Source organism: Aquimarina megaterium XH134, from assembly GCF_000520975.1.
GTDB lineage: Bacteria > Bacteroidota > Bacteroidia > Flavobacteriales > Flavobacteriaceae > Aquimarina > Aquimarina megaterium.
On sequence record NZ_JACB01000031.1, the window covers coordinates 112,609 to 136,132 of the forward strand.

General features: G+C 32.2%; 23 protein-coding genes. 12 read left to right on the forward strand and 11 right to left on the reverse strand.

From position 1 onward, the window contains the following. Positions 1-46: 46 nt before the first annotated feature. On the forward strand, positions 47-2,251 hold the full coding sequence (locus Z053_RS0115980) for a RecQ family ATP-dependent DNA helicase (protein WP_025666000.1): 2,205 nt from the start codon (positions 47-49) through the stop codon (positions 2,249-2,251). A gap of 130 nt (positions 2,252-2,381) precedes the next feature. Here Z053_RS0115980 and Z053_RS0115985 read toward each other — a convergent pair whose 3' ends face one another. From Z053_RS0115985 to Z053_RS0116000, 4 genes are all read right to left on the reverse strand, one after another. Further along, on the reverse strand, positions 2,382-2,588 hold the full coding sequence (locus Z053_RS0115985; RefSeq protein ID WP_035096297.1) for a hypothetical protein: 207 nt from the start codon (positions 2,586-2,588) through the stop codon (positions 2,382-2,384). A gap of 71 nt (positions 2,589-2,659) precedes the next feature. Further along, positions 2,660-2,845, reverse strand: a complete 186-nt coding sequence (locus Z053_RS0115990; RefSeq protein ID WP_025666002.1) for a hypothetical protein — start codon at positions 2,843-2,845, stop codon at positions 2,660-2,662. Positions 2,846-3,082: 237 nt separating this feature from the next. Then, positions 3,083-5,827 (reverse strand): CHAT domain-containing protein, encoded by a 2,745-nt coding sequence (locus Z053_RS0115995; protein ID WP_025666003.1) that lies wholly within the window; start codon positions 5,825-5,827, stop codon positions 3,083-3,085. A 40-nt stretch (positions 5,828-5,867) separates the two neighbouring features. After that, a complete protein-coding gene (locus tag Z053_RS0116000; protein ID WP_152538323.1) occupies positions 5,868-6,374 on the reverse strand; it encodes a hypothetical protein in 507 nt (168 codons plus the stop codon). Between the two features lie 94 nt (positions 6,375-6,468). On the opposite strand from Z053_RS0116000, the gene Z053_RS0116005 reads away from it, so the two are divergent. Both Z053_RS0116005 and Z053_RS0116010 read left to right on the forward strand, forming a co-directional pair. Then, complete coding sequence (locus Z053_RS0116005) at positions 6,469-7,035, forward strand: RNA polymerase sigma factor (protein WP_025666005.1); 567 nt, start codon at positions 6,469-6,471, stop codon at positions 7,033-7,035. Then, entirely contained in the window at positions 7,032-7,826 is a 795-nt protein-coding gene (locus Z053_RS0116010; protein WP_025666006.1) for a tol-pal system YbgF family protein, read from the forward strand. The genes Z053_RS0116005 and Z053_RS0116010 overlap by 4 nt, the downstream gene beginning before the upstream one ends. A gap of 101 nt (positions 7,827-7,927) precedes the next feature. Here Z053_RS0116010 and Z053_RS0116015 read toward each other — a convergent pair whose 3' ends face one another. Further along, positions 7,928-8,146: a hypothetical protein gene (locus Z053_RS0116015; RefSeq protein WP_025666007.1), complete on the reverse strand. Its 219-nt coding sequence runs from the start codon at positions 8,144-8,146 to the stop codon at positions 7,928-7,930. A 246-nt stretch (positions 8,147-8,392) separates the two neighbouring features. Between Z053_RS0116015 and Z053_RS0116020 the strand changes: the two genes are divergently transcribed. From Z053_RS0116020 to Z053_RS28735, 3 genes are all read left to right on the forward strand, one after another. Next, positions 8,393-9,325, forward strand: coding sequence for a peptidylprolyl isomerase (locus Z053_RS0116020; protein WP_025666008.1), 933 nt, complete (start codon positions 8,393-8,395; stop codon positions 9,323-9,325). A gap of 323 nt (positions 9,326-9,648) precedes the next feature. Beyond that, on the forward strand, positions 9,649-10,446 hold the full coding sequence (locus tag Z053_RS0116025; protein WP_025666009.1) for a hypothetical protein: 798 nt from the start codon (positions 9,649-9,651) through the stop codon (positions 10,444-10,446). 11 nt (positions 10,447-10,457) lie between these two features. Continuing rightward, positions 10,458-10,973 (forward strand): YfiT family bacillithiol transferase, encoded by a 516-nt coding sequence (locus Z053_RS28735; RefSeq protein WP_035096298.1) that lies wholly within the window; start codon positions 10,458-10,460, stop codon positions 10,971-10,973. 1 nt (position 10,974) lies between these two features. Here Z053_RS28735 and Z053_RS30255 read toward each other — a convergent pair whose 3' ends face one another. The 5 genes from Z053_RS30255 to Z053_RS0116055 form a co-directional block, all read right to left on the reverse strand. Beyond that, positions 10,975-11,499 carry a GNAT family N-acetyltransferase gene (locus tag Z053_RS30255; RefSeq protein ID WP_051476077.1) on the reverse strand — a complete coding sequence of 175 codons (525 nt, stop codon included), beginning with the start codon at positions 11,497-11,499 and terminating at the stop codon, positions 10,975-10,977. A 42-nt stretch (positions 11,500-11,541) separates the two neighbouring features. Continuing rightward, positions 11,542-12,099, reverse strand: coding sequence for a thioredoxin family protein (locus tag Z053_RS0116040; protein ID WP_025666010.1), 558 nt, complete (start codon positions 12,097-12,099; stop codon positions 11,542-11,544). 221 nt (positions 12,100-12,320) lie between these two features. Then, the gene (locus Z053_RS0116045) at positions 12,321-14,834 is read right to left on the reverse strand and encodes a M14 family metallopeptidase (RefSeq protein WP_025666011.1); all 2,514 of its coding nucleotides are present in this window, start codon (positions 14,832-14,834) and stop codon (positions 12,321-12,323) included. Positions 14,835-14,937: 103 nt separating this feature from the next. Beyond that, positions 14,938-15,330: a PUR family DNA/RNA-binding protein gene (locus Z053_RS0116050; RefSeq protein ID WP_025666012.1), complete on the reverse strand. Its 393-nt coding sequence runs from the start codon at positions 15,328-15,330 to the stop codon at positions 14,938-14,940. Positions 15,331-15,408: 78 nt separating this feature from the next. Continuing rightward, the gene (locus tag Z053_RS0116055; protein WP_025666013.1) at positions 15,409-17,166 is read right to left on the reverse strand and encodes an ABC transporter ATP-binding protein; all 1,758 of its coding nucleotides are present in this window, start codon (positions 17,164-17,166) and stop codon (positions 15,409-15,411) included. A 140-nt stretch (positions 17,167-17,306) separates the two neighbouring features. Here Z053_RS0116055 and Z053_RS0116060 point away from each other — a divergent pair, with 140 nt between their 5' ends. From Z053_RS0116060 to yajC, 4 genes are all read left to right on the forward strand, one after another. Further along, positions 17,307-18,404, forward strand: a complete 1,098-nt coding sequence (locus tag Z053_RS0116060) for a Glu/Leu/Phe/Val family dehydrogenase (RefSeq protein WP_025666014.1) — start codon at positions 17,307-17,309, stop codon at positions 18,402-18,404. 234 nt (positions 18,405-18,638) lie between these two features. Continuing rightward, complete coding sequence (gene nusB / locus Z053_RS0116065) at positions 18,639-19,550, forward strand: transcription antitermination factor NusB (protein WP_035096300.1); 912 nt, start codon at positions 18,639-18,641, stop codon at positions 19,548-19,550. A 53-nt stretch (positions 19,551-19,603) separates the two neighbouring features. Further along, entirely contained in the window at positions 19,604-20,083 is a 480-nt protein-coding gene (locus tag Z053_RS0116070) for a DUF1573 domain-containing protein (RefSeq protein ID WP_025666016.1), read from the forward strand. A gap of 3 nt (positions 20,084-20,086) precedes the next feature. Beyond that, complete coding sequence (yajC, locus tag Z053_RS0116075; RefSeq protein ID WP_025666017.1) at positions 20,087-20,377, forward strand: preprotein translocase subunit YajC; 291 nt, start codon at positions 20,087-20,089, stop codon at positions 20,375-20,377. A 147-nt stretch (positions 20,378-20,524) separates the two neighbouring features. On the opposite strand, the gene pepT is transcribed toward yajC, so the two are convergent. After that, on the reverse strand, positions 20,525-21,760 hold the full coding sequence (pepT, locus tag Z053_RS0116080) for a peptidase T (protein WP_025666018.1): 1,236 nt from the start codon (positions 21,758-21,760) through the stop codon (positions 20,525-20,527). Between the two features lie 92 nt (positions 21,761-21,852). On the opposite strand from pepT, the gene Z053_RS0116085 reads away from it, so the two are divergent. Next, positions 21,853-22,884: a quinone-dependent dihydroorotate dehydrogenase gene (locus Z053_RS0116085; protein ID WP_025666019.1), complete on the forward strand. Its 1,032-nt coding sequence runs from the start codon at positions 21,853-21,855 to the stop codon at positions 22,882-22,884. Positions 22,885-22,895: 11 nt separating this feature from the next. Further along, positions 22,896-23,522, forward strand: a complete 627-nt coding sequence (locus tag Z053_RS0116090) for a LysE family translocator (protein ID WP_025666020.1) — start codon at positions 22,896-22,898, stop codon at positions 23,520-23,522. The last annotated feature ends 2 nt before the right edge of the window (positions 23,523-23,524 follow it).

Here is a 23,524-nt window from a genome sequence, read left to right on the forward strand (position 1 = left end):
GTTAGTGAATCTTTATTTAATTGGTATATAAAAGTTAAATGATTTAATGAGTTTGAATGAAACTGACTTGCAAAGTGCTTTAAAAAAACATTTTGGGTTTAGTCAATTTAGAGGACTACAGGAAAAGGTAATACAGAGTATTTTGGAAAAACAAAATACATTTGTAATCATGCCTACAGGCGGGGGTAAATCCCTATGTTATCAACTGCCCGCTTTAATGTGTAAAGGGACCGCTATCGTGGTTTCACCCCTGATCGCATTAATGAAAAATCAAGTGGATGCTATTCGAAGTATTTCATCAGTAGAGGGTATTGCCCATGTACTTAATTCTTCTCTTAATAAATCCGAAGTAAAAAGGGTAAAAGAAGATATAATTAATGGGGTCACCAAGTTATTGTACGTTGCACCAGAATCACTTACTAAAGAAGAGTATGTAGATTTTTTAAAATCTCAGGAAATTTCTTTTTTAGCTGTAGACGAAGCGCATTGTATTAGTGAATGGGGACATGATTTTAGACCCGAATACAGAAATCTACGTAATATTATTAAAAGAATAGGAGAAGATATTCCTATTATAGGACTTACCGCAACTGCAACTCCAAAAGTACAGGAAGATATTCTTAAAAATTTAGGGATGAGTGATGCTAAAACATTTAAAGCATCTTTTAATCGCCCTAATTTGTTTTATGAAATACGCCCTAAAACAAAAAATGTAGATGCAGATATAACCCGTTTCGTGAAACAGAATAGTGGTAAAAGTGGGATTATATATTGTCTTAGTAGAAAAAGAGTAGAAGAGCTGGCGCAGACATTAGAAGTTAATGGCGTAAAAGCTGTTCCTTATCATGCAGGATTAGACGCCAAGACCAGAGCTAAACATCAGGATATGTTTTTGATGGAGGATGTAGATGTAGTGGTTGCTACGATTGCTTTCGGGATGGGAATCGATAAACCCGATGTACGCTTCGTGATCCATCATGATATGCCTAAAAGTATAGAGAGCTATTATCAGGAAACAGGACGTGCCGGCCGAGATGGCGGTGAAGGACATTGTTTGGCATACTATGCATATAAAGATATAGAAAAGTTAGAAAAATTTATGAGCGGTAAACCTGTTGCCGAACAGGAGATAGGTCACGCTTTGTTACAAGAAATAGTAGCATTTGCAGAAACCTCTATATCCAGACGTAAATTTATATTACATTATTTTGGTGAAGAGTTTGATGATGTAAATGGTGATGGTGCTGATATGGATGACAATGTGCGTAACCCTAAGAAAAAGCACGAAGCCAAAGATGAAGTAAAGTTATTACTTGAAGTAGTTAATAAAACAGGAGAGATTTATAAATCTAAAGATCTGGTTAATACACTTATTGGTAAGAGCAATGCCTTAATCATTTCGCATAGAACGCATCAACAAGATTTCTTTGGAAGTGGTAAAGAACGAGATGATAAATACTGGATGGCTCTTGCACGCCAGGTATTAGTACAAGGGTATTTACGTAAGGATATCGAGACTTATGGAGTGATTAGGATTACTGCAGAAGGAAAAAGTTTTATTGATAACCCGGTTAGCTTTATGATGACCGAGGATCATATATATGATGAAACTAATGATGATTCTATAATAACCGCAGCAAAATCTGGAGCTAAAGGTGGTAGCGATGAGAAGTTAGTCGGAATGCTACGAAATTTGAGAAAAACGGTATCCAAGAAACTAGGAGTCCCTCCATTTGTGGTTTTTCAGGATCCTTCTATAGATGATATGGCGCTTAAATACCCTGTTACTGTAGAAGAATTAGCAAATGTTCATGGTGTAGGTGAAGGTAAAGCTAAAAAATACGGCCCTGCATTTGTAGCGCTTATTGCAGAATATGTAGAAGAAAACGATATTATGCGACCCGATGATTTTGTAGTGAAGAGTACGGGAGCGAATAGTGGTCTTAAATTATATATCATACAAAATGTAGATCGTAAATTACCATTAGATGATATTGCTGCTGCAAAAGGGATGGATATGCCTACCTTTATTAAAGAAATGGAAGCAATTGTATACAGTGGTACAAAACTTAATATTGCCTATTGGATAGATGAAATCCTTGATGAAGACCAACAAGAAGAAATTCATGAATATTTTATTGAAGCCGAAAATGATAAAATAGATACAGCAATAGAAGAATTTGATGGAGATTATGATGATGAAGAATTGCGCCTATATCGCATCAAATTTATTAGTGAAGTGGCTAATTAAGCAAAATAAATATAATGTAAAAAGCGGTTTCAAATGTAAACCGCTTTTTTATATCCTTATTATTTACTTTCAGCATGAGCTATAGTAAATAATAAAAATAATTTAGATTTAAAATCTTAAGGATTAAGAATTATTGGCAAGCTACCTGAATAGATTGGCATAATACTTCTGTAGGCCCACATTCTGATGTTTTCACAACACAATCTTTTGAAAAACACGGAAGTGCTGCAGAACAAGCATTAGCACTAAGTCCGGTTCCTCCTGTAATAGTAGTGCTGTTGAGTCTTGAAATCGCCATTTTGTTTAAGGATAAGCTTTTTAACTTTTTTTTCTTCATGATTTTTGTCATTTTAATAATTAAGAGCCCCGAACATTTATAGACACTCAAGGTTTATGTCTTAAATTTTGCTAATTGGTTGCATCTATAGGGTCGCAAATTGGTAAACCTTGTGTGTTACAGTAGAAAGGAGCGCCTGCAAAACAACCTCTTGGGAAAAATATAGGGCACTCGGGTAATACTCCTCCTTTAATTCGTTTTTGCTGAATTTTGCTTAGATAATTAGCTCCTTTAATACTTAAAATGTTTTTCGACATGATGTTGGTTTTTAATAATTAATAATTTCAGATGATATCTAGTTGATATTGAAAAACAAATACGCTCTATGTCATTTATGAAATGATTAGATTAATACTTGTTTTTATAATGTTCAGGAAAAAAAGAATTGTTACTATAGAAAAATCAAAAAAAATAGCTTTAGAGAATAAAAAGAGATAATTCTTTTATTTTTAAAGGGAAAAGAAAATAAGTAGAGACAAGTAGTTTTGAACTTCTTAAGGCGTTACTGTAGCCTTTTGTTTATGTCTTCTATATCTAAAAAATAAGAGTAATACTATAATTGTTGTTATTATAATTGTACTATATATGAGAAGATTGTAATTGGATTTTGGAACTAAAGTTCCTGTATCACCTATAAGCACCAATGAAGCCCAATAGTAAGGAGATGCGTCAGCATCAGAATTGGATTTCAAATAATTTAGTTTAGCAATTCGAAGTGCTTGAGACTTTGTTTTACCGTTGCTTAAATTCTTATAAAAATCAGAAGTTATAGTAGCCGTTGATTTATCATTGGTGTTCCAAAGAGAAGGAATCACAGTATTAGCTCCTGATTTAAAGAATTCTCTAGCTAAACTCATAAGACCTTCGCCACGATTTAATTTTCCTAAAGAAGTATTACAAGCACTTAGGATTACCAATTCGGCATTATTTTTTATGGTAGTAAGCTCGTTTGCTATTAGTTTATTGTCATAAAACGCAATCCAAGGAGCGATTGAATCTGAAGCATCTGCATGAGTTGCCAAATGTAGAATTTTATATTTATTAGCTTCTTTGATAAAGTTTTTCTTTGTAGCATTTTCTTTAGTATACAATGAACCATCATAATATGTGTTTGCAGTATTAATTTCTTCATCACTACTGTATAAAGTAGTCAGGTTATTCGAGAAATTAATAGGAGCGATCCCTAAAAAATCTTGAGTAGAAGTTCTCGCAATAGATTTATTTTCTTTTAGGAAAGACAATGAATATGCATAATTAATTTCTGACTCTTCTATGAGGTAAGTTCCCAATTCAATGTCGGTAACCAGAGCTTCAAAAGGGATAAGGCTTATGTTGTGATCTGCAATGATGGTGACCTTTTTGTTTTTTAACTCTTTTCTGATATTAGAGGATATAAGAGTGTTGTATAGTAGGTGTGAAACTTCTCTATACCTACGAATATCATCCCATGTTTTAAATGGTTTTTTTAATTTTTTTCTTAAATCATATATATTATCCGTTAATTGATTGATGTTCTCAATTTTGAAAACTTTTTTATGTTTATTAGATAAAACCATCCCATAGGCATTAGGTAGTGCTCCTAAAACTTCTTCTGCCATAGTATAATTGATGATTATTTGATTATCTTTTAATTTTATATCCGATAGAGAAATCATTTTAGGGATTGTATACGAAGAAAAATACTTGGGGTAGGTATATGAGAGAGAGTCTTTATAGTGATATAATTCACTTTTTTTGGATAAAATAATTGCAGAGAGAGAATCTTTTTGTGTCTTAGAAGAGTTCTTGAACTGATTTTGAAATTTAACAATTTCATTCTCCAATTTTTTTTCTTGTTCTAAAACCTCCTCAGGGATACTAATTTTCTTTTTAGTAATGTCTTGTATTAATAGTAAAGCTTTATTTTTTTCCATAAAATAGAATGCAGCATCCTTATTGTTAGAATTAATGCATGCTTCTAATCCTAAAATATAAACCTCTGAGATCAAACTTCTCCAAAATAATTTGGATTTATAGGATAGGTTTTCCTTCATGATAATATCAATAAGTAGATCGCTGGTCATAACTGTTTTAATAGCAGATAAATGACTAGACGAATCCTTTTCTTTTTTACCATGTTCTAGATATGCTTGAGTTTTTCTTTTTAATAACTCAAGAAGAGTGGCCTTATCATTTATATGAGCCAGATGCTCTTTTTTAGGTAGCCAATCTGTATTAGGGATGTCGACATTAAAATAGTAAGAGAATGCTTTCCTATACTGTTCTTGTGCGACGTTATATTCTTCTTTAGTAAAAGCAGATATGCCTAATCCCATATAAATTTTAGGAATCAAGTAGTTTACATTTTTAGAATAAGATAAAGATTGTTTGAAATGCTCTTCTGCTATTGTATTGTCAGAGTTGATATTTGAGATACCCAAGTTATAATGAATTTGCCCCAAATTTCTGTCGACTCCCATTTTTTCTGCTATTTCTAGAGCTTTTTCGAAGTATTCGATAGCCTTATTATGATCTTTAATTGCTTCTTTATGGTACAAGCCTAGATTGTTGTATATGGCATAGAGATCGCGTGAATTAGGTTTTTCTAAGGTATGTATCAAAGAATCTGCAATTAGTAAATGGCTAACAACCTTTTGATTGCTTTTTCGATTCCGAATATTTCTATACGATACAGCAATGTTGATGTGATTCGAAATAATATATGCTTTCTGTTTTTTTGATTCAAAATCTACAAATGCTTGAAGTTGATTTTCTACTGCCTGATATAAATCCCCTATTTTACCATAGCATTCTCCGATTAATGCATAGGCTTTTCCATTAAAGAAATCAGAACCCTTTACTTCAATCATTTTTCTGAAATAACGAATTGCTATAGTGTAGTTCTCTTTTCGCCTATTAAAATTTGCGTAATTGTAATAACTTCTTTTTAATAACTCTGGATTAAAAGGAGTTGCTTTTTCTCTCGCTAGATATGCTATTTTTGCAATTTCTATTGCCTTGTCCCACTTTTTTTCTTTGTGTATCCATTTGGCTAATTGATGCGCGTCAAATCCTAGTTGGGTAAGATTATTACTTTTTTTATAGCTATCCAATAGTGTATTATAACTATTCAGTTTTTCATAATTACTACCAGGTAATTTAGATATAGAATCAAGACTAAAAGATATTTCCTGACCTCTGCTAGAAAAAGTCAGGAAATAAGATATACAGAAAAATAAAATTACTACATATTTCCTCATGCTATTATATCGCTAGTATGAGGTAAAAATAAAAATAAAATTATTTATTTGGTGTTTTAGGATTGGTGTTGATTGATCTTGGTAAGATTAAATCAAGGTTACATAAATTATTATAATTAGTAGTGTCGTTGTTATCATATACGGGATTCTCAGAAATATCAGGTGGTGGTGGGGCACCTCCTTCACCGATGGTAGCACTGCTTTCGGCATCAAGGACCGCTTCGTTTTCGTTTTTTGGAGGAGAAGGAGCCTGATCACAAGGAATATACCATATATCAATAGATGGGCAATCGGTTTCGGCTACTAATACATATCTAAACCAATGCTTTCTCCCAATACTAGCAAATTCCCGTTTGTAATTATTGCTTCTCGAAACCCCATAACGTACATAAATTTTGTTACTACAAAATTCTATTTCAGGACCTCCTGTTGTTAATTTGTCTATAATAACATCTTCTTGTTTTTCTAGAGGTAATTCATCTTTAGAGCAGCTTTGTATCCCAATTACAAAAACTACTGCTAAGCATAATAATGCGATTTTTTTCATTCTTAATGTTTTTTGTTTACTAAATTTATTAGTATGTTTCCTCAATATAACTTTTGTTACCATGCAAAAGTAAAAAATGTTAAATACGTTTTTGATGCCCAAAGAAGAAACAAACATTTTAAAACAATTAGCTGATGGAAATGAGATTGTTATACAGGGATTGTATACAGCTGTTTTTCCTAAAGTTGTAAGTTTTATTCTAAAAAATAAAGGAGATCGAGCAGATGCAGAAGATATTTTTCAAAAAGCATTGTTACAATTAATAGCAAGATATAAAGTAAAAAGCTTTATTATAGAATCCTCTTTTGAGGCTTATCTTTTTACAGTTTGCAAGAATTTGTGGAGAAGAGAGTTAAATAAAGAAAAAAAGAGGGTAACAAATGATTCCATAGCCGAACTATCTAGAGAAGAAGATGATATGACTATGGCTGCTTTGGAACAAGAAAAATGGGAGTTGTTTCAGGAAAAACTAAATGAAATATCCGATAATTGTAAACAATTACTTCAATTATTTTTTCAAAAAACCCCTTATAAGAAAATTGTACAAAAACTAGGGTATAGTTCTGATAATGTGGTGAGACAACGTATATTTAATTGCAAATCTCAACTTGCCAAATTGATCAAGAAAGATCCACGGTATAATGATATAAAAGAATTATGAATAACTCTTTGTTAGAAATAGATAAATATTTAGATGGGGAGATGTCTGACATAGAAAAACAGACGTTTGAAACAAAGATTGATTCTGATCCTTTGCTAGCCAGGGAATTAAAATTTCAGCAAGAAATGCGTGTTATTTATAATAATCAAAAATGGTTAGAAGGAGATAAAAAAGTATTAGAAAAAAAGAAATCACAGCAAATGCTATCTTTTTTTAAAAGTGAGGAGGCTAATATTTTAAAGAATACAATTGAAGAAGTAGTATCACAAAATAGATCCAATTCTGGAAATAGAAATTCGTTATTCTTAAGTATAGCTGCTACCGTAGCTATTTTAATTGCCATTTCGGTATTCTTATTTAAAAACCCTTCTTATCAAGATTTATATACAGACTATATCAATATTGACAATATACCTTCTTTGGTTTCTAGAGGAGATACTAATACACTACTTGAAGAAGCACAATTAGAATTTGAAAATAAAAAATATAAGGAAGCAATTCGTAAGTTTAAAGAATATCAACAAAATGAGACATCGATCAACCCGTTAACATATATTTATTTGGGGGTTTCATATCTAGAATTACATCAATATGATAATGCATTACTTCAGTTTGAGCAATTGTCAAAATCTAACACATTACAAAGTAAGAAAGCAGATTGGTATAAAGTAATGGTCTTTTTGAAACAAAAGGATAAAAACAAACTATTAGAAACTTTACAATATATAATTGCAGATAAAAACAATTATAATTTTAACGAAGCGCAGCAACTTTTGAAAGAGATTGATTGATAATTATAGATGTTGCTAGATATAATATGATATACAATATAGAAAAAGGCTTTGGAGTTCCTCCAAAGCCTTTTTTGATTTGAATTAGGAAATGAATTATGTTAAGCCCAGACTCCACCTCCATTTCCATTTCCTCCACATTGCACAGCATCATATATTATAGCGGCACAATTTAGGTAATTACCATTGTTGAGTCGAGCAGTTGTACCGTTGCAACTATAAGTGCATCGAATTAGGGTAGGGCGCCCTCCTTTTACTGATTTTTGTTTGTCTTTGTTCAATTTTTGAACTCCTTCTACTTCTAAGATTTTTTTAAACATAAATAAAGTTAAATAATGATTTTGTGTAATCTCGAAATGTTTTGAGGCACTCGAGTGTTATGCCTATTTATTTATGTTCTTATCAGAGTTAATGTTACTCTTAATTATTTGTTAATTATTAAATTACTTGCCTTAAGAGCTTGTTTTGGATATTTAAAAAAAATATTTCTTTGTTTTATTTTTAGATTAAAACCACCTACAATTTCCTATCTTTGCAACTTGTTTAAACTTAAATAAAAGACTGTCATGCAAGACGGATTATACGCAAAATTTAATACTTCAAAAGGAAGTATATTAGTAAATCTAGAATATAAAAAAACACCAGGAACAGTAGGTAATTTTGTTGGCCTGGCAGAAGGTAATATAGATAATCAGGCTATTCCTCAAGGAAAACCATATTATAATGGTCTAAAATTTCATAGAGTGATTGCAGATTTTATGATTCAGGGAGGAGATCCTCAAGGAACTGGAGCAGGTGGACCAGGATATCAATTTGATGACGAGATTCACTCAGATTTAAAGCATGATGGCCCGGGAGTATTATCTATGGCTAATGCTGGCCCAGGGACAAACGGAAGCCAGTTTTTTATTACTCATGTAGAAACATCTTGGTTAGATGGAAAACATACTGTTTTTGGTAAAGTAGTAGAAGGATTAGAAGTTGTAAATACAATAGAACAAGGCGATGAAATCGAATCTGTAGAGATACAGAGGGTAGGAGCAGAAGCCGAAAGTTTTAATGCTGTTGAAACTTTTAGAAGTTTTAATGGAGCTAAAGCAGAAAGAGAAGCCGCAGCCAGAAAAAAAGCCGAAGATTTATTAGAAGAAATTGCTGCGGGATTTGAAAAAACCGATAGCGGTTTAAGGTATAAGATTATTCAAAAAGGAGATGGGGCAAAAGCAGAAAAGGGAAAGACTGTTTCTGTGCATTACAAAGGGAGTCTGACTGATGGCACAGTATTTGATTCTTCATATAAACGTAATCAGCCTATTGACTTTCCGTTAGGAATGGGACAGGTAATTTCTGGATGGGATGAAGGGATTGCACTGTTACAAGTAGGAGATAAAGCAAGATTTGTGATTCCACCATACCTTGGATACGGAGACCGAGGTGCCGGAGGAGTTATTCCACCTAATGCAACACTTATTTTTGATGTTGAGTTGGTAGAAGTGAAATAACTTTAGTTCATTACATACAAAATTTAAAAAAGTCCCTAACACAGGGACTTTTTTTATTACTTGTTTTATCTGGTACATAAAAATAGACCCCTCATATTTATGATTTGATAATAATGTGAGAATAATGAAAGCATAAATTATTATATCCCTAGTGTTTTTTTATATTAAAAGCTTTATTTTTAATGAATTGTATTTTTTTTAACATAGTTTTTTATTATTTTTAACATTGCGATTTTTTTAAAATCATTTTGTTAAAAAAATGTATTAGGAGGTTTAAATCCTCTTTTATTTATATTTTAACCCAAATTGCATACCCCCTAGATATGAAACAAGGACTTATTACTTTTTTGATTCTGTGTAATATTCATCTTGCTCTCGGTCAAGAAAAGGCAGACATTCTAGTAAACATCAATGATCAAATAGAGATGATAGATGGTTATATAGAATTTGAAACTTTTTTCTTAGATCCAGAAGAGTTTCTTGATAAGATGGCTGATCATGGCGCAGAACTAAACGGATATTATGAGCATGAACGACTCAAAAAGATTGTTAGAAAAGTTGGTACCAGAACAGCAGATGTTGTAACGGTATTTTATTTTTGGAATGACCAACTTATTCATGTAAACTACAAACAACGCCCTTATTTAGAAACAAAAAACGAGAATGGTCAACGAATTATGGACTATTCTAGTGCTTTTACTAAGTATGAGTCGAAGCATTATTTTAAAAATGATGAAGAGCTAGAAAAAAAAGAAATCGGCCAACCTATGGATGATATGGAGCCCGAAGAAGAGTTTATCAAATATGCGTATAAAATGAAAGCGCTATTGGATAACAAATTCTATAATAGAGATACATATGAAGCACTGCAGGGAAAATGGCTTTTTATTCAGAATACAGATGATTATTTGATTTTTGAAGGAACAATACGATTTAATTTTTATAACGGAAAATTTGCAAATCGTTTGAAAACCAGAATAGAAGATGGAGGCGTATTGGTTTGTTTTTTCCCAATGGATGATCGTATTTATAGATATAAAATCAATGACTTAAACGATAATATGCTTACATTAACAGATCTTTTCTCTAAAGAAGAATTTGTTTATGCTAAAGTAGAATGATTTTTTAAACTATGGATTTAAGATATCCTATAGGAAAATTTGAATGTCCAAAAATTATAACTTCGGATCATATCCAAAGATGGATATATGATGTAGAAGAGTTACCGACGAAATTATTAAATCTGGTTTCCACATTTAGTGAACAACAGTTAGAAACACAATATCGTCCTGGTGGATGGACCGCCAGGCAAGTAATACATCATATTCATGATAGTCATCATAATGGATATATTCGATTTAAGTGGGCATTAACAGAAAATAAACCCATGATTAAGGCCTATGATGAGCAATTATGGGCCGAATTATTTGATACCAAGTCTGCACCAATTCATTTATCCCTAGACTTGATAAAAGCTTTACATGCTAAATGGGTATACTTCTTAAAAGGTTTATCTGCTCATGATCTCGAAAAAGAGTTTATACATCCAGAAGGAGATATATCAATTTCGTTGGGCGAAGATATTGGTATCTATGCATGGCATGGTAATCATCATTTTGCACATTTGCAAATTATTGCTCAGCTCTAATTTAAAGAGATAATACCATTCTTTGCATCTCCCTATGTTCATCTTTTAGACCAGGATACTCTAGGTCATAAAAAGAAACAGTATCAAATCCCATATTTTTATAAAAAGATAGTGCGGGACTGGTACTCATTACATCTAGCCAAACTATTTTCTTACCTAGATTAATAGCATAATTTTTAACAAACTCAATCCCCTTTTTACCGATGCCTAAACCAGTGACTGATTTTAAAAGATATATTTTTTCTAGTTGTAATGTTATAGAAGCATCAAACCCTTTGATGGCTTCCTGCTTTTTTATTTTTAGTAATCCTAAAGATGTATTTGCTTTTTGAATTAAAAAATAAACAATGGTATCTGTTTTAAAATCTTCTTCAAAAGCTTTTTGATTGAAACTTAGATTTACATAATAACTGGGATCATTATTTTCCCAAATATGGGCATAATGTTCGGGGTAGAATTGTTGACTTATTTTACTCAACTCTCTAATATCTTTAGTAGAGCATTCTTTAAAAACTACTTCTTGCATATCTTGAAACTACGATATTGTAGCAATTTTTATAAGTTATATCTATTCTTTCCACTTAATATTACAACCAATACTTGGTTTTTGTTCTTCAGAAACTTTGGCATTGCGAAGTACTGCATCAAGCGCCTGACGAAGATCGCGGCCATTTACAGGAATTCCGTTTCCAGGTCGAGAATCATCTAGTTGTCCTCGATAAATAAGTTTTGACTCTGAATCAAATAAGTAAAAATCAGGAGTGCAGGCAGCATCATATATTTTAGCAATATCCTGAGTTTCATCAAATAGATATGGAAATGTATAGTTGTTTTTTTGAGCAGTTTTCCACATTTCTTTAGGAGCATCCTGAGGGTATTTTTCAATATCATTACTGCTAATAGCCACAAAACCAAATCCCTGAACCCGATAGTCATTAGCGATACGTACTATTTCTTCGTTAACATGAATCACAAAAGGGCAATGATTACAGATAAACATAACCACAGTTCCTTTTTCGCCTTTTACATCGTTAAGAGAATACTTGTCATTGGTAACAGCGTCTACAAGTGTAAAATCGGGTGCAATAGTACCAAGAGGTAACATGTTAGAAGGAGTACGAGCCATGATTTTTTTTTTGAAAGGTTCCAAAATTACATTATTATACCATATAAGTCTACAAAAACAGACCTTAGTTACAACTGTAATTTACAATTTTAAACATTGAACTCATCTTGATTTTTTCTGTTTGTAAAAACATAAGGCTTTTAATCCTTAATGATACCCTTTTTATAGGGTATAAGCTACGGTGCAAAAAAAAACAAGATGAGTAGTTCACTTAATACTTCTTACATTTCATCACTAAAGAAAATAGCATTCATTAGTAATTTATTCGTCCCATACCAAAAAGCTCTAAAATTAGTATTGTCGGTAAACAAGATTATATTTCCTTTTCCGAAATCATTATGTTTAAAAGGGACTGTTCCTGATAGAGAATCCAAGTTCTTTTTACTAATATATCCACTTAACAATGGTTTTTTTGTATATCGAATTGGATTGTTGTAACTCTGCTTATCTGGTTTAATAAATAATTTTGTATTTCTAAATAGTGAAATCGTATTGTTTTTATATCCAAAATTAATGGGATGAGAACGATCTATTTCGGCTTCAAAAATAGCTCCACCAATTACTTGTGCACCATTAAAATCTTGCCTTTGTTCAAAGGATATGTTTTTTGCATCATTTTTTGGAGTAGCAAATTCGATTTTCATGAATTCGTTATTCTTAAAAAACTGGGCAGCATTTCTATATCCAATTAGTGTCCCGCCATTACGAACCCAAGTTTTTAATTTTTCTGCTTTTTCTTTGTCAAAAGACTGTCTCCAGCTATTTGGTAATACAATATGTGTGTATTTTGATAAAGTGATTCTGTTAAAATTACGTGTTTCTAATTTTGTGATAGGAATATCATAACGTTGATCCATTAAATGCCAGATTTCTCCAGCATCATAAGGTGTGATTCCACTACCTGTAAACAATCCTATTCTTGGAAGTGATAAAGCACGAAATTGATTACTTCCCAGATCAATCCCCTTTGTCAGTCCTGTAGAAACACCAGTGATATCGATATGATTCTCTGCAGCTATTTTTTGTAACAATTTATGAAGCTCTTCTTTATTTAATTTTTGATTCTGAACCGGTATTAAAATTGTACCATAGTCATAATCATTGTTTTCTAAAGAAAAAGGTTTCATCCCAACTTTGGCTCGCAATCCATTAGCTAGGATTTGATATAAAGCTTTTGGAGTGTAATACTCATGCCATTGTATCAGGTATGCATAATCACTTTTATTAACCGGATTGATTTTGCGATACGTGAGATCTGATATTTCGCTACCTATATTAGAAATAGCTGCATTGTCAGAATAGTCCAGATTAAAGGCCAAAGGAAATGTCCAGGCAGAAACATCATAAAAGAGACTGTCTTGAAATGCTGTTCTTTTTTCAAAAATAGCTTTTAATAACCTTTTTTGTCGCTGGTTCTTAGGAACAATATAGCTATACTCTTTTTTGAAAAAATTACCCTTAATGGCTATATCTTGTTTAAGTTCGTATAATTTGATTTGATGTCTTTTAAGGATTTCGGCAAGATGATAAGATGAAGCTGCATCTTTTTCGTTACCAAAAATATAAGCATCTTTAGTTACTTCCTTTCTTGCATTGTTGTAAAAACTTCGTTTATATTCTAATAACTCTTTACGCATTGATTTTGCAGCTTCTAATGTAGAAAGTGTTGCGGTAAATTGATTTCTTATTGTAAAAGGAAAAGTGAGTAGCCCATTATCGGTTTGCTGAGCATGACCACGCGAACTACCTTGTTCAAATAAAATACCAATACTACCATTAATATCAGGGAAAGTAGATCCTTTACCATAATAAAAGTCGTCGAAATTCTCTTCGGTATAATATAGTGAACCAATATTGTCTAACGCTTTAGCGTGATAATTACCAATTTTTTTGGTGAGTTCCTGATTTAATTTAGGAGTTAAAGGATGTGTTCGTGATTGAATTCCTGGTTGAAAAAAGAAAGTGCTATTAGATCCCATTTCATGATGATCGGTAAGAATATTGGGGTACCATTTATGAAAAGTCTTGATACGAGCTCTGGATTCTGGTAATTGTACTGGTAACCAATCACGATTCATATCGAACCAATAATGATTTGTTCTTCCTCCAGGCCATACTTCACTGTATTCTCGATCTTGAGGGTCTGTACTAATGTTTTTACTTTTATTGGTATTAGCCCAATAAGCAAAACGCTGTAAGCCATCGGGATTAAATGAGGGATCGAATAAAATAACAACATTGTCTAAAAGATTATCTATTTCTTGTCCCTGTGCAGCAGCAAGATAGTATGCTGCAACTAATGATGCATTAGAACCACTAGGTTCGTTACCGTGAATAGAAAATCCTTGATATACAATTGCTGGTAGGTCTTCTATATGTATTGCAGTAGAGCCATTTTGGGTAAGTTCTACATGCTTTTTTTGTATTTCCTGAAGGTTTTGGTGATTTTTTTCTGAGGTTATCGTAAGTAATAGTATTGGGCGATCTTCAAAAGTTTTTCCTCTATCTTCAATTGTTATTCTTGAAGATGCTTTGGCAAGAACCTGCATATAATTTACAAGTTTATCATGGGTTACATGCCATTTTCCCGGGACATAACCAAGTACACTTTGCGGAGTAGGAATATCAGGATTGTATGTAACATTTTTTGGAAGGTAATATTCTAAAGATAAATCATCTTGAGAAAAAGAGACAAAGTTTAATAGTGCAAAAAAAACAGTAAAAATATGTTTCATACGTTTTATTTTTTTGTAATTATTTTTGATGGGTGAATATAAAAAAAACCGCTTCAGTGAATGAAGCGGTTTACATAACTTTAACTTAAAGTCGTATTATTGTCTAGATATCGTCAAAACTTACATCTGTAAAGCTTTCTGTTGATGCAGAAACTTCTTCAGCAACTTTATTTTCAACTCCATCTTTTTCATATGATTTCTGAAAGTCTTTTTGATGACGTTCACTTATTACTTCTTCTCCTTTTTCATCGACAATGAAGTGAGTCATTTCATTTAAGATCTCTGTAAAACCAACAAAATCTTCTTTGTAAAGGTAGATCTTATGTTTCTTATAGTGAAAAGATCCATCATCATTGGTAAACTTTTTACTTTCTGTTATTGTTAGATAATAATCTCCTGCTTTTGTAGCTCTTACGTCAAAGAAATATGTTCTTCTTCCTGCTCGTAAAACTTTTGAGAAAATTTCTTCTTTATCCATCATTTCATTATCACTCATAATCCGTATTTATTAATTAATTAATATGTTATGATGGTTTCAAAAATCCAAAAAAATTGTTAACCTCACAAAAAAAACTCAAATTTCTTTTTCACTAAGTTGTTTTAAATAGAGATCTTTATAATATCCTTCGGTGCTTATTAGTTGATTATGAGAGCCTTGTTGGATTATTTCGCCATCTTCTAAGACAATAATTTTATTTGCATTTTTTGCAGTAGATACCCTATGACTTACTATAAAAGTTGTCTTATTCTTAGAAATTTTGTGAAGATTGTTAAGGATTTCTTCTTCTGTTTCGGTATCAACAGCAGATAAACAATCGTCAAAAAGGAGTACAGGAGGATTTTTAAGTATTGCTCTTGCTATAGAAACACGCTGTTTTTGACCTCCGGATAATGTGATCCCACGCTCTCCTAAAACAGTATCATACCCTTTACTAAAACCTATTATGTTTTTATGTACTACTGCATTTTTGGCAGCTTCATATACTTGATCATCTGTCGCATTCTCATTGCCAAATTTTATATTGTTTTGTATACTATCACTAAATAAAAATGCATCTTGAGGGACATAACCAATACTCTCTCTTAAATCGGTTAAATTGAGGTTTTTTAGAGGAACTCCATCTATTCGTATTTCACCCGACGAAACATCGTATAGCCTGCCTATTAAATCTAATATTGTTGATTTTCCAGAACCGGTTTTTCCTATAATACCTATTGTTTCTCCATTTTTAACTTCAAAACTAATATTTTTTAGGGCAGTGATATTAGTATCATCATAGGTAAAAGAAACATTGTCAAAATTAATATTTCCAGTAATTGGTGTTTTTTGAGTTACTGTATTAGTGATTTCTGGTTCCTGACTAAGAAATTCATTAATTCTTACTTGAGAGGCTTCTGCTTGCTGAACGATAGAACTAACCCATCCAACTGTGGCTACAGGCCAGGTAAGCATATTAACAAAAATGATAAATTCTACAATTACACCTAGATCTTGTATCGTACCATCGATAAATTGCTTTCCTCCAATATAAATGACTAGAATATTACTAAAACCGATCAGTAAAACCATTAGGGGGAAAAACAATGCTTGTACTTTGGCCAGATCAAGATTCTTATCCTTACTCTTATCAGATAATTCGGTAAAACTTTTCTGGGTGGGAGATTCCAGACCGTATGCTTTGATTACAGAAATACCACTAAAGGATTCTTGAGTAAAAGTGGTTAGTTTAGATAAAAACTCTTGCACTACAGTACTACGTTTATGAATTGCAACACTTAATTTATAAATAGAAACCGATAATATGGGTAAAGGAGTAACAGTATATAGAGTAAGCTCAGGAGCTATACTAATCATATATCCTATCACCACAACAAATAGAGTAATAGTGTTTACACTATACATAATTGCAGGACCAACATACATTCTAACTCGAGATACATCTTCGCTAATGCGATTCATAAGATCACCTGTTCTGTTTTTCTTATAAAAATTAAGAGATAGTTTCTCATAATGTTGAAAAACCTCATTTTTAAGATCAAACTCAATAAATCGAGAAACTACAATAAAAGTCTGACGCATTAAAAAAGTAAATAATGCCGAAATAAGTAATGCCCCTGCAATAAGAAGAATATTTATGATAAGCCCGCTTTTTACCTCGGCAATATCAGTAATCTCTTTATTAATATATTGTTCTACAACATCTACAGAGTCACCAACTAATGTAGGAACTATTGTAGCAAAAACTCTTGCGATTATAGTAATTACCAATCCAATGATAAGTCGGTATTTATATTTTAAAAAGTATTTGTTCAAATGGCGTAATGCGCGCATAAAAGATTAATATTTATAAGTGAATTTATTAATAAATCCGTAAAGTTTAACAGTGTTAAATTTCAAATTGATAAAAATATGCTATTTTAGCACCCTTATTTTGAGTATAATATAATTGTAATATTTAAAAATTTTATAACATGATAACCGAAGTGTTTACTGCAAATCAACTTAAAAAAGAAGCTCCAGTATTTGGTCAACTATCTTTTGATAATCACGAACAAGTTGTTTTTTGTCAGGACAAAGATACAGGATTGAAGGCAATAATTGGTGTACATAACACAATTTTAGGACCAGCTTTAGGTGGGACTAGAATGTATGACTATGCAACAGAGTGGGATGCACTTAATGATGTATTGAGGTTATCACGAGGAATGACGTATAAAGCTGCTATTACAGGTTTGAATCTTGGAGGAGGGAAAGCAGTAATTATCGGAGATCCTAAAAAAATAAAAACACCAGAGCTAATGAAACGCTTTGGTAAATTTGTGCATACACTAGGTGGTAAGTACTATACTGCAGAAGATGTAGGTATGGAAACTTCTGATATGGATACTGTAAGAGAAGTCACTCCTTATGTAACAGGAATTTCCGAATCAAAAGGAGGAGCAGGGAACCCTTCTCCGGTTACAGCTTATGGTGTGTATATGGGAATGAAAGCAGCTAGTAAATTTGCCTATGGAAATGATACATTAGAAGGAAAACGAATTTTGGTTCAGGGAATTGGACATGTAGGAGAAGAATTGGTGCGTTTAACCTCTGAAGAAGGAGCAAAAGTAATAATTAGTGATATCAACCAAGAAAGACTCGAAGCAGTAAGTACTAAGTATGGTGTTGATATTTATAGAGGAGATGATCTATATGCAGAAACTGCAGATATTTATGCTCCTTGTGCTCTTGGCGCAACTGTTAATGATAAAACAATTGATAAATTAAAAGTAAAAGTGATTGCCGGAGCGGCAAATAATCAATTAGCTAACGAAAATATTCATGGTCCTTTATTACAAAAGAAAGGAATCGTGTATGCTCCAGACTTTTTGATTAATGCAGGAGGTATTATCAATGTATATGCAGAGATCGAAGGATATGGCAGAGATCAAATTATAGCCAAAACCGAGAAGATTTATGATACTACTTTAGATATTTTAAACAAAGCAAAAGCAACCAATGTGACTACAAATGAAGCAGCAATTAGTATAGCAGAAGATAGAATTGCAGCACGAAAAAAGGAAATGTAATCATACCTCAAAAAAATTAAAGACGGTTTTGTAACACAAGAAAAGTGAATTAAAGAAAAACCGATAAAATTTTAAAATACAATTACCTCATAAAAAAAGAAGTTTTAAGGTAGGTACGATTAAAAATAATAGTATTTTTGCAGGGCAAAAGTTAAAACATACTTTTGCCCTTTTTTAATATAAAGTTCTTTGTAATTTTCTATGTTAACCAGAAGACATATTAGAGTAAAAGTAATGCAGTCTCTCTATTCGATGGAGCAGACGCAAAGTGACAATCTTGGTAAAGAAGAGAAATTCCTTCTTTATAGTATTGATCAGATGTATGAATTATTTATTATAAATCTTCAGCTTCTGGTAGAAATTAGAAAACATGCAGCTGAGTTTTTGGCAAAAAGTCAAAAAAAATACCTTGCTACCTCCGAAGAAAAAAATCCTAATACCAAATTTATCAATAACGAAGTTCTGTTATTGCTAGAGAAAAATATTCAACTCAAAACAGAAATTGAGAAGAAAAAATTGAATTGCTGGGAATTAGATGATGAGTATGTGGCTATATTATGGAAAGAGATTAAAGAAAGTGAGCTGTATACAGATTATATGAGTACTAAACTTAGCTCTTTTAGAGAAGATAAAGATTTTGTACTCGATGTTTTCAAAGAGATTATAGCTCCCAATGATAAACTTTATGAATATATCGAAGATAAAAAGCTAACGTGGGTTGATGATTTACCATTGGTAAATACATCGATTATCAAAATGCTTAGAAAAGTTAAATCATCTCATGATGAGCAAATGACATTACCTAAGCTGTATAAGGATATAGAAGATAAGAAATTTGCAACTGATATTTTTAGAAAAACAACGCTTAATGGTGTAGAGTTTACAAAAGAAATTGATGGTAAAACACCAAACTGGGATCAAGATCGTATTGCAGAATTGGATAAAGCGATCATAAAAATGGCCATTTGCGAGTTTGTAAAGTTCCCGTCAATACCGGTAAAAGTAACAATTAACGAATATTTAGAAATTGCAAAAGAATATAGTACGCCTAAAAGTAGTATTTTTATCAATGGAATTTTAGATAAAATTTCTAAAGAATACCAGGAAAATGGTAAATTAAACAAAGTAGGTCGTGGATTAATGTAATATTTTAGAAAAAATAGTATTTTTAACCCTCAAATAATTAAAAAACCCAAGTAATGAAAAAAGGAATCTTAATTTTAGCCGGAGTTTTTGCTATGACAGTTATGTCTTGTAAAGACAATGCCGCAGAAAAAGTTAAAGAAGAAAATGTAGAAATAGCAGCAGATCGAGACGCAAAGAACGCAGATTTTCCTGTGATGACTTTTACTGAAACGGAACACGATTTTGGAACTATCAATGAAGGAGATGTTGTAGAGCATAAGTTTGCTTTTACCAATACAGGTAAAGCACCTTTGGTAATCGTAAGTGCAAAAGGTAGTTGTGGATGTACTGTGCCAGAATGGCCAAAAGATCCAATTGCACCAGGAGCAACAGGAGAGATGTTAGTGAAGTTTAACTCTAACGGAAAACCAAATCAGCAAACTAAGCAAGTTACTATAACTGCTAATACCGAGGCTGGAAAAGAAATTCTTAAGATTAAAGCTATGGTAACTCCAAAGGCTAAACCCGTAAGTGGAACACCAGTAAGCGAATAATTTATGGAGCAAATACAATCATTTCTTCCTTTTATACTCATATTTGTCGTAATGTATTTTTTTATGATACGACCACAGATGCAAAAAGCAAAAAAGGAGAAAAAATTTGCTGAAGACTTAAAAAAAGGAGATCGTGTCGTAACAAAAAGTGGACTTCACGGTAAAGTTTTTGACTTCAGTGAGAAAAATAATGCTATTATTATTGAAACAGGATCTGGTAAATTAACGTATGATAAATCTGCAATTTCGTTGGAGATGAGTCAAAAATTAAATCAACCAGCAGATAAGAAGTAATAACTAGCCTACTTGTTAAAAGCGCGATGAAATTAATTTAATTTTACCGCGCTTTTTTGTTTTCTATAGGTTTTATTATTGCTTTTTCTGACTACCACGAAAGAAACAATACTATCAATAATTTTTAATCTGGGTAAAATTATTAATTTACTTCTTTGCCGTTAATTCAGCAATTTTAACGATTACTTCTACGGCTTTGATCATACTCTCTGCAGGAACATATTCGTATCGCCCATGAAAATTATGCCCGCCTGCAAAAATGTTTGGGCATGGCAGTCCCATAAAACTTAATTGTGATCCATCAGTCCCTCCTCGTATAGGTTTTATAATAGGAGTAATATCGAGAGATTTCATAGCTTCTTCTGCAATATCTACAATATGCATTACAGGTTCTACTTTTTCTCTCATATTAAAATACTGATCTTTGATTTCTATATGCACAACCTTTTTGGCATGTTGAGCATTAATTTCATTTGCCAGATTTTTCATTACTTTTTTTCTAGCTTCAAAATGCTCTTTATCATGATCTCTAATGATATACTGTAACTGAGTCTCTTCAACATTACCTTTTATAGTATGTAAATGAAAAAAACCTTCTCGACCACTTGTATGTTCAGGCGTTTCCATCCTTGGCAGCGAATTGATGAAATCCTGTGCGATGTACATACTATTAATCATTTTTCCTTTTGCATAACCAGGGTGTACGATTTTCCCTTTTATAGTTACCACAGCACCGGCCGCATTAAAATTCTCATATTCAAGTTCCCCAATTTGGCTACCATCCATAGTATATGCCCAATCTGCACCAAATTTTGAAACATCAAATTTATGAGCACCACGACCAATCTCTTCATCGGGTGTAAATCCTATTCGAATTTTACCATGTTTAATCTCAGGATGTTGTACAAGATATTCCATCGCAGTTATTATTTCTGTAATCCCCGCTTTATCATCAGCTCCCAATAGTGTTGTGCCATCGGTAGTAATAAGTGTTTGACCTTTATACTGCTTTAAGTCTTCAAAATAATCAGGAGAGAGTATAATATTTTCTGATGCGTTTAGTGTGATGTCTTTACCGTCATAATTTTCTATAATCTGTGGATTTACATTTGCACCTGTAAAATCAGGACTAGTGTCAAAGTGCGATATAAAACCAATAGTGGGTACTTCTTGATCAATATTAGAAGGTAATGTAGCCATGATATAGGCATGCTCATCTATACTAATGTCTTCTAAGCCAATATCTTTTAAATCTTCGACTAATTTATTAGCAAGATCCCACTGTTTTTCGGTACTGGGAGTTGTATTACTTTCGGGATCACTTTCGGTGTCAATAGTCACGTAACTTATGAACCTATTTATGATGTGCTGTTTTGAAATCATTGCTGCTACTATTTTAATATTTGAAGAATTCAAAAATACACTTTTATTAGAACCTTGGATAACTTATTTTTGCACAAGCAAAATTATATTTAATGTATAAATTCTTACTACGTCCTTTACTATTCTTGTTTGATCCAGAAAATGTGCATCATTTTACCTTTAGAATGATTCGGTTTTTTTCAAAAATACCTCTTGTGCCATTAGTTTTTAGAAATTTATATAAGGTAGATGACCCAAGATTAGAGCGAGAAATTTTTGGATTAAAATTTAATAACCCTGTAGGACTAGCTGCTGGATTTGATAAGAATGCAGTTTTGTATAATGAATTGGCTAATTTTGGATTTGGGTTTATCGAAATAGGAACGGTGACTCCCAAAGGTCAGGAAGGTAATCCTAAAAAGAGGTTGTTTAGACTTAAAGAAGACCGAGGGATTATCAATAGAATGGGATTTAATAATAAAGGCCTTGAGGCAGTCGTAAATCAACTTCGAAAAAATAAAGGTAAACTTATTATAGGAGGAAATATAGGAAAGAATACAGATACGTTACCAGAGAATTATACCAAAGATTATCTGGAGTGTTTTCGGATATTACATCCATATGTAGACTATTTTGTTCTTAATGTGAGTTGCCCAAATGTAGGGAGCCATGCAAAGCTAAATGATAAAGAATACTTAAACGAATTAATAGTAGCCGTACAAGAAGAAAATAGAACGTTCGAAAAACAAAAACCTATTGTACTGAAAATTGCACCCGATTTAAATACAAATCAACTGGATGAAATTATAGAATTAGTAGCAGATACTAATTTAGATGGAGTTATTGCAAGTAATACTTCTGTAACCAGAAAAGGACTAAAGACTTCTGAAAATAGATTAAATGCAATAGGTAATGGAGGCTTAAGTGGTCAACCCATAAAAAATAAAAGCACAGAAGTGATTAAATATTTATCAGAAAAAAGCAACAAGGCGTTTCCGATTATTGGAGTAGGAGGAATACATAGTGCTACCGATGCTATAGAGAAATTAGAGGCTGGAGCAAGTCTGGTACAATTATATACAGGCTTTATTTATGAAGGTCCCAAATTGATCAGGGATATTAATAAAGCAATACTTAGTAGCTAAGCTTTTAGAATATGAATTACGAAATTCTCTACACCTTTGTTATAGCAACATTGGCATTGTCAATCTCACCAGGGCCCGATAATATATTTGTGCTAATGCAAAGTGTGGTAAACGGCAAAAAGTATGGATTGGCTGTGGTGGCTGGTCTAATGTCTGGGTGTTTAATACACACTACGTTGGTTGCTTTTGGCGTATCTGCAATTATTAAACAAAGTGAAATGCTCTTTTTTACTATTAAATTACTCGGAGCGTTGTATTTGTTTTTTCTGGCTTACAAAGTGTTTAGAAGTGAAGCAGAGGTGAGTCTTTCAGAAAATAGTATGCCTAAGAAAAGCCTCGGGCAATTATTTAAGCAGGGATTTATAATGAATGTTTTAAATCCTAAAGTATCTATATTCTTTTTAGCATTTTTCCCTGGATTCTTATTTAGTAAAACCATAAGTAATGTAATACAATTTTATATACTTGGATTTCTTTTTATTGTAGTTTCATTTATCATTTTTGGTCTGATAGCTGTTCTGGCTGGATCTATTGCAGAGTATTTAAAAAAGAGTTCGAAAATTGGAGTTGTTCTAAAATGGCTTCAGATTATTGTCTTTATCGGGATAGGAGTTTTTATTCTTATTTCGGGGAAATAAAT

What these genes read in the sequence shown, in the direction of transcription:
- Z053_RS0115980 (WP_025666000.1), top strand. Translation starts at nt 47, where the DNA reads ATGAGTTTGAATGAAACTGACTTGCAAAGTGCTTTAAAAAAACATTTT.
- Z053_RS0115985 (WP_035096297.1), bottom strand. Translation starts at nt 2,588, where the DNA reads ATGAAGAAAAAAAAGTTAAAAAGCTTATCCTTAAACAAAATGGCGATT.
- Z053_RS0115990 (WP_025666002.1), bottom strand. Translation starts at nt 2,845, where the DNA reads ATGTCGAAAAACATTTTAAGTATTAAAGGAGCTAATTATCTAAGCAAA.
- Z053_RS0115995 (WP_025666003.1), bottom strand. Translation starts at nt 5,827, where the DNA reads ATGAGGAAATATGTAGTAATTTTATTTTTCTGTATATCTTATTTCCTG.
- Z053_RS0116000 (WP_152538323.1), bottom strand. Translation starts at nt 6,374, where the DNA reads ATGAAAAAAATCGCATTATTATGCTTAGCAGTAGTTTTTGTAATTGGG.
- Z053_RS0116005 (WP_025666005.1), top strand. Translation starts at nt 6,469, where the DNA reads ATGCCCAAAGAAGAAACAAACATTTTAAAACAATTAGCTGATGGAAAT.
- Z053_RS0116010 (WP_025666006.1), top strand. Translation starts at nt 7,032, where the DNA reads ATGAATAACTCTTTGTTAGAAATAGATAAATATTTAGATGGGGAGATG.
- Z053_RS0116015 (WP_025666007.1), bottom strand. Translation starts at nt 8,146, where the DNA reads ATGTTTAAAAAAATCTTAGAAGTAGAAGGAGTTCAAAAATTGAACAAA.
- Z053_RS0116020 (WP_025666008.1), top strand. Translation starts at nt 8,393, where the DNA reads ATGCAAGACGGATTATACGCAAAATTTAATACTTCAAAAGGAAGTATA.
- Z053_RS0116025 (WP_025666009.1), top strand. Translation starts at nt 9,649, where the DNA reads ATGAAACAAGGACTTATTACTTTTTTGATTCTGTGTAATATTCATCTT.
- Z053_RS28735 (WP_035096298.1), top strand. Translation starts at nt 10,458, where the DNA reads ATGGATTTAAGATATCCTATAGGAAAATTTGAATGTCCAAAAATTATA.
- Z053_RS30255 (WP_051476077.1), bottom strand. Translation starts at nt 11,499, where the DNA reads ATGCAAGAAGTAGTTTTTAAAGAATGCTCTACTAAAGATATTAGAGAG.
- Z053_RS0116040 (WP_025666010.1), bottom strand. Translation starts at nt 12,099, where the DNA reads ATGGCTCGTACTCCTTCTAACATGTTACCTCTTGGTACTATTGCACCC.
- Z053_RS0116045 (WP_025666011.1), bottom strand. Translation starts at nt 14,834, where the DNA reads ATGAAACATATTTTTACTGTTTTTTTTGCACTATTAAACTTTGTCTCT.
- Z053_RS0116050 (WP_025666012.1), bottom strand. Translation starts at nt 15,330, where the DNA reads ATGAGTGATAATGAAATGATGGATAAAGAAGAAATTTTCTCAAAAGTT.
- Z053_RS0116055 (WP_025666013.1), bottom strand. Translation starts at nt 17,166, where the DNA reads ATGCGCGCATTACGCCATTTGAACAAATACTTTTTAAAATATAAATAC.
- Z053_RS0116060 (WP_025666014.1), top strand. Translation starts at nt 17,307, where the DNA reads ATGATAACCGAAGTGTTTACTGCAAATCAACTTAAAAAAGAAGCTCCA.
- nusB (WP_035096300.1), top strand. Translation starts at nt 18,639, where the DNA reads ATGCAGTCTCTCTATTCGATGGAGCAGACGCAAAGTGACAATCTTGGT.
- Z053_RS0116070 (WP_025666016.1), top strand. Translation starts at nt 19,604, where the DNA reads ATGAAAAAAGGAATCTTAATTTTAGCCGGAGTTTTTGCTATGACAGTT.
- yajC (WP_025666017.1), top strand. Translation starts at nt 20,087, where the DNA reads ATGGAGCAAATACAATCATTTCTTCCTTTTATACTCATATTTGTCGTA.
- pepT (WP_025666018.1), bottom strand. Translation starts at nt 21,760, where the DNA reads ATGATTTCAAAACAGCACATCATAAATAGGTTCATAAGTTACGTGACT.
- Z053_RS0116085 (WP_025666019.1), top strand. Translation starts at nt 21,853, where the DNA reads ATGTATAAATTCTTACTACGTCCTTTACTATTCTTGTTTGATCCAGAA.
- Z053_RS0116090 (WP_025666020.1), top strand. Translation starts at nt 22,896, where the DNA reads ATGAATTACGAAATTCTCTACACCTTTGTTATAGCAACATTGGCATTG.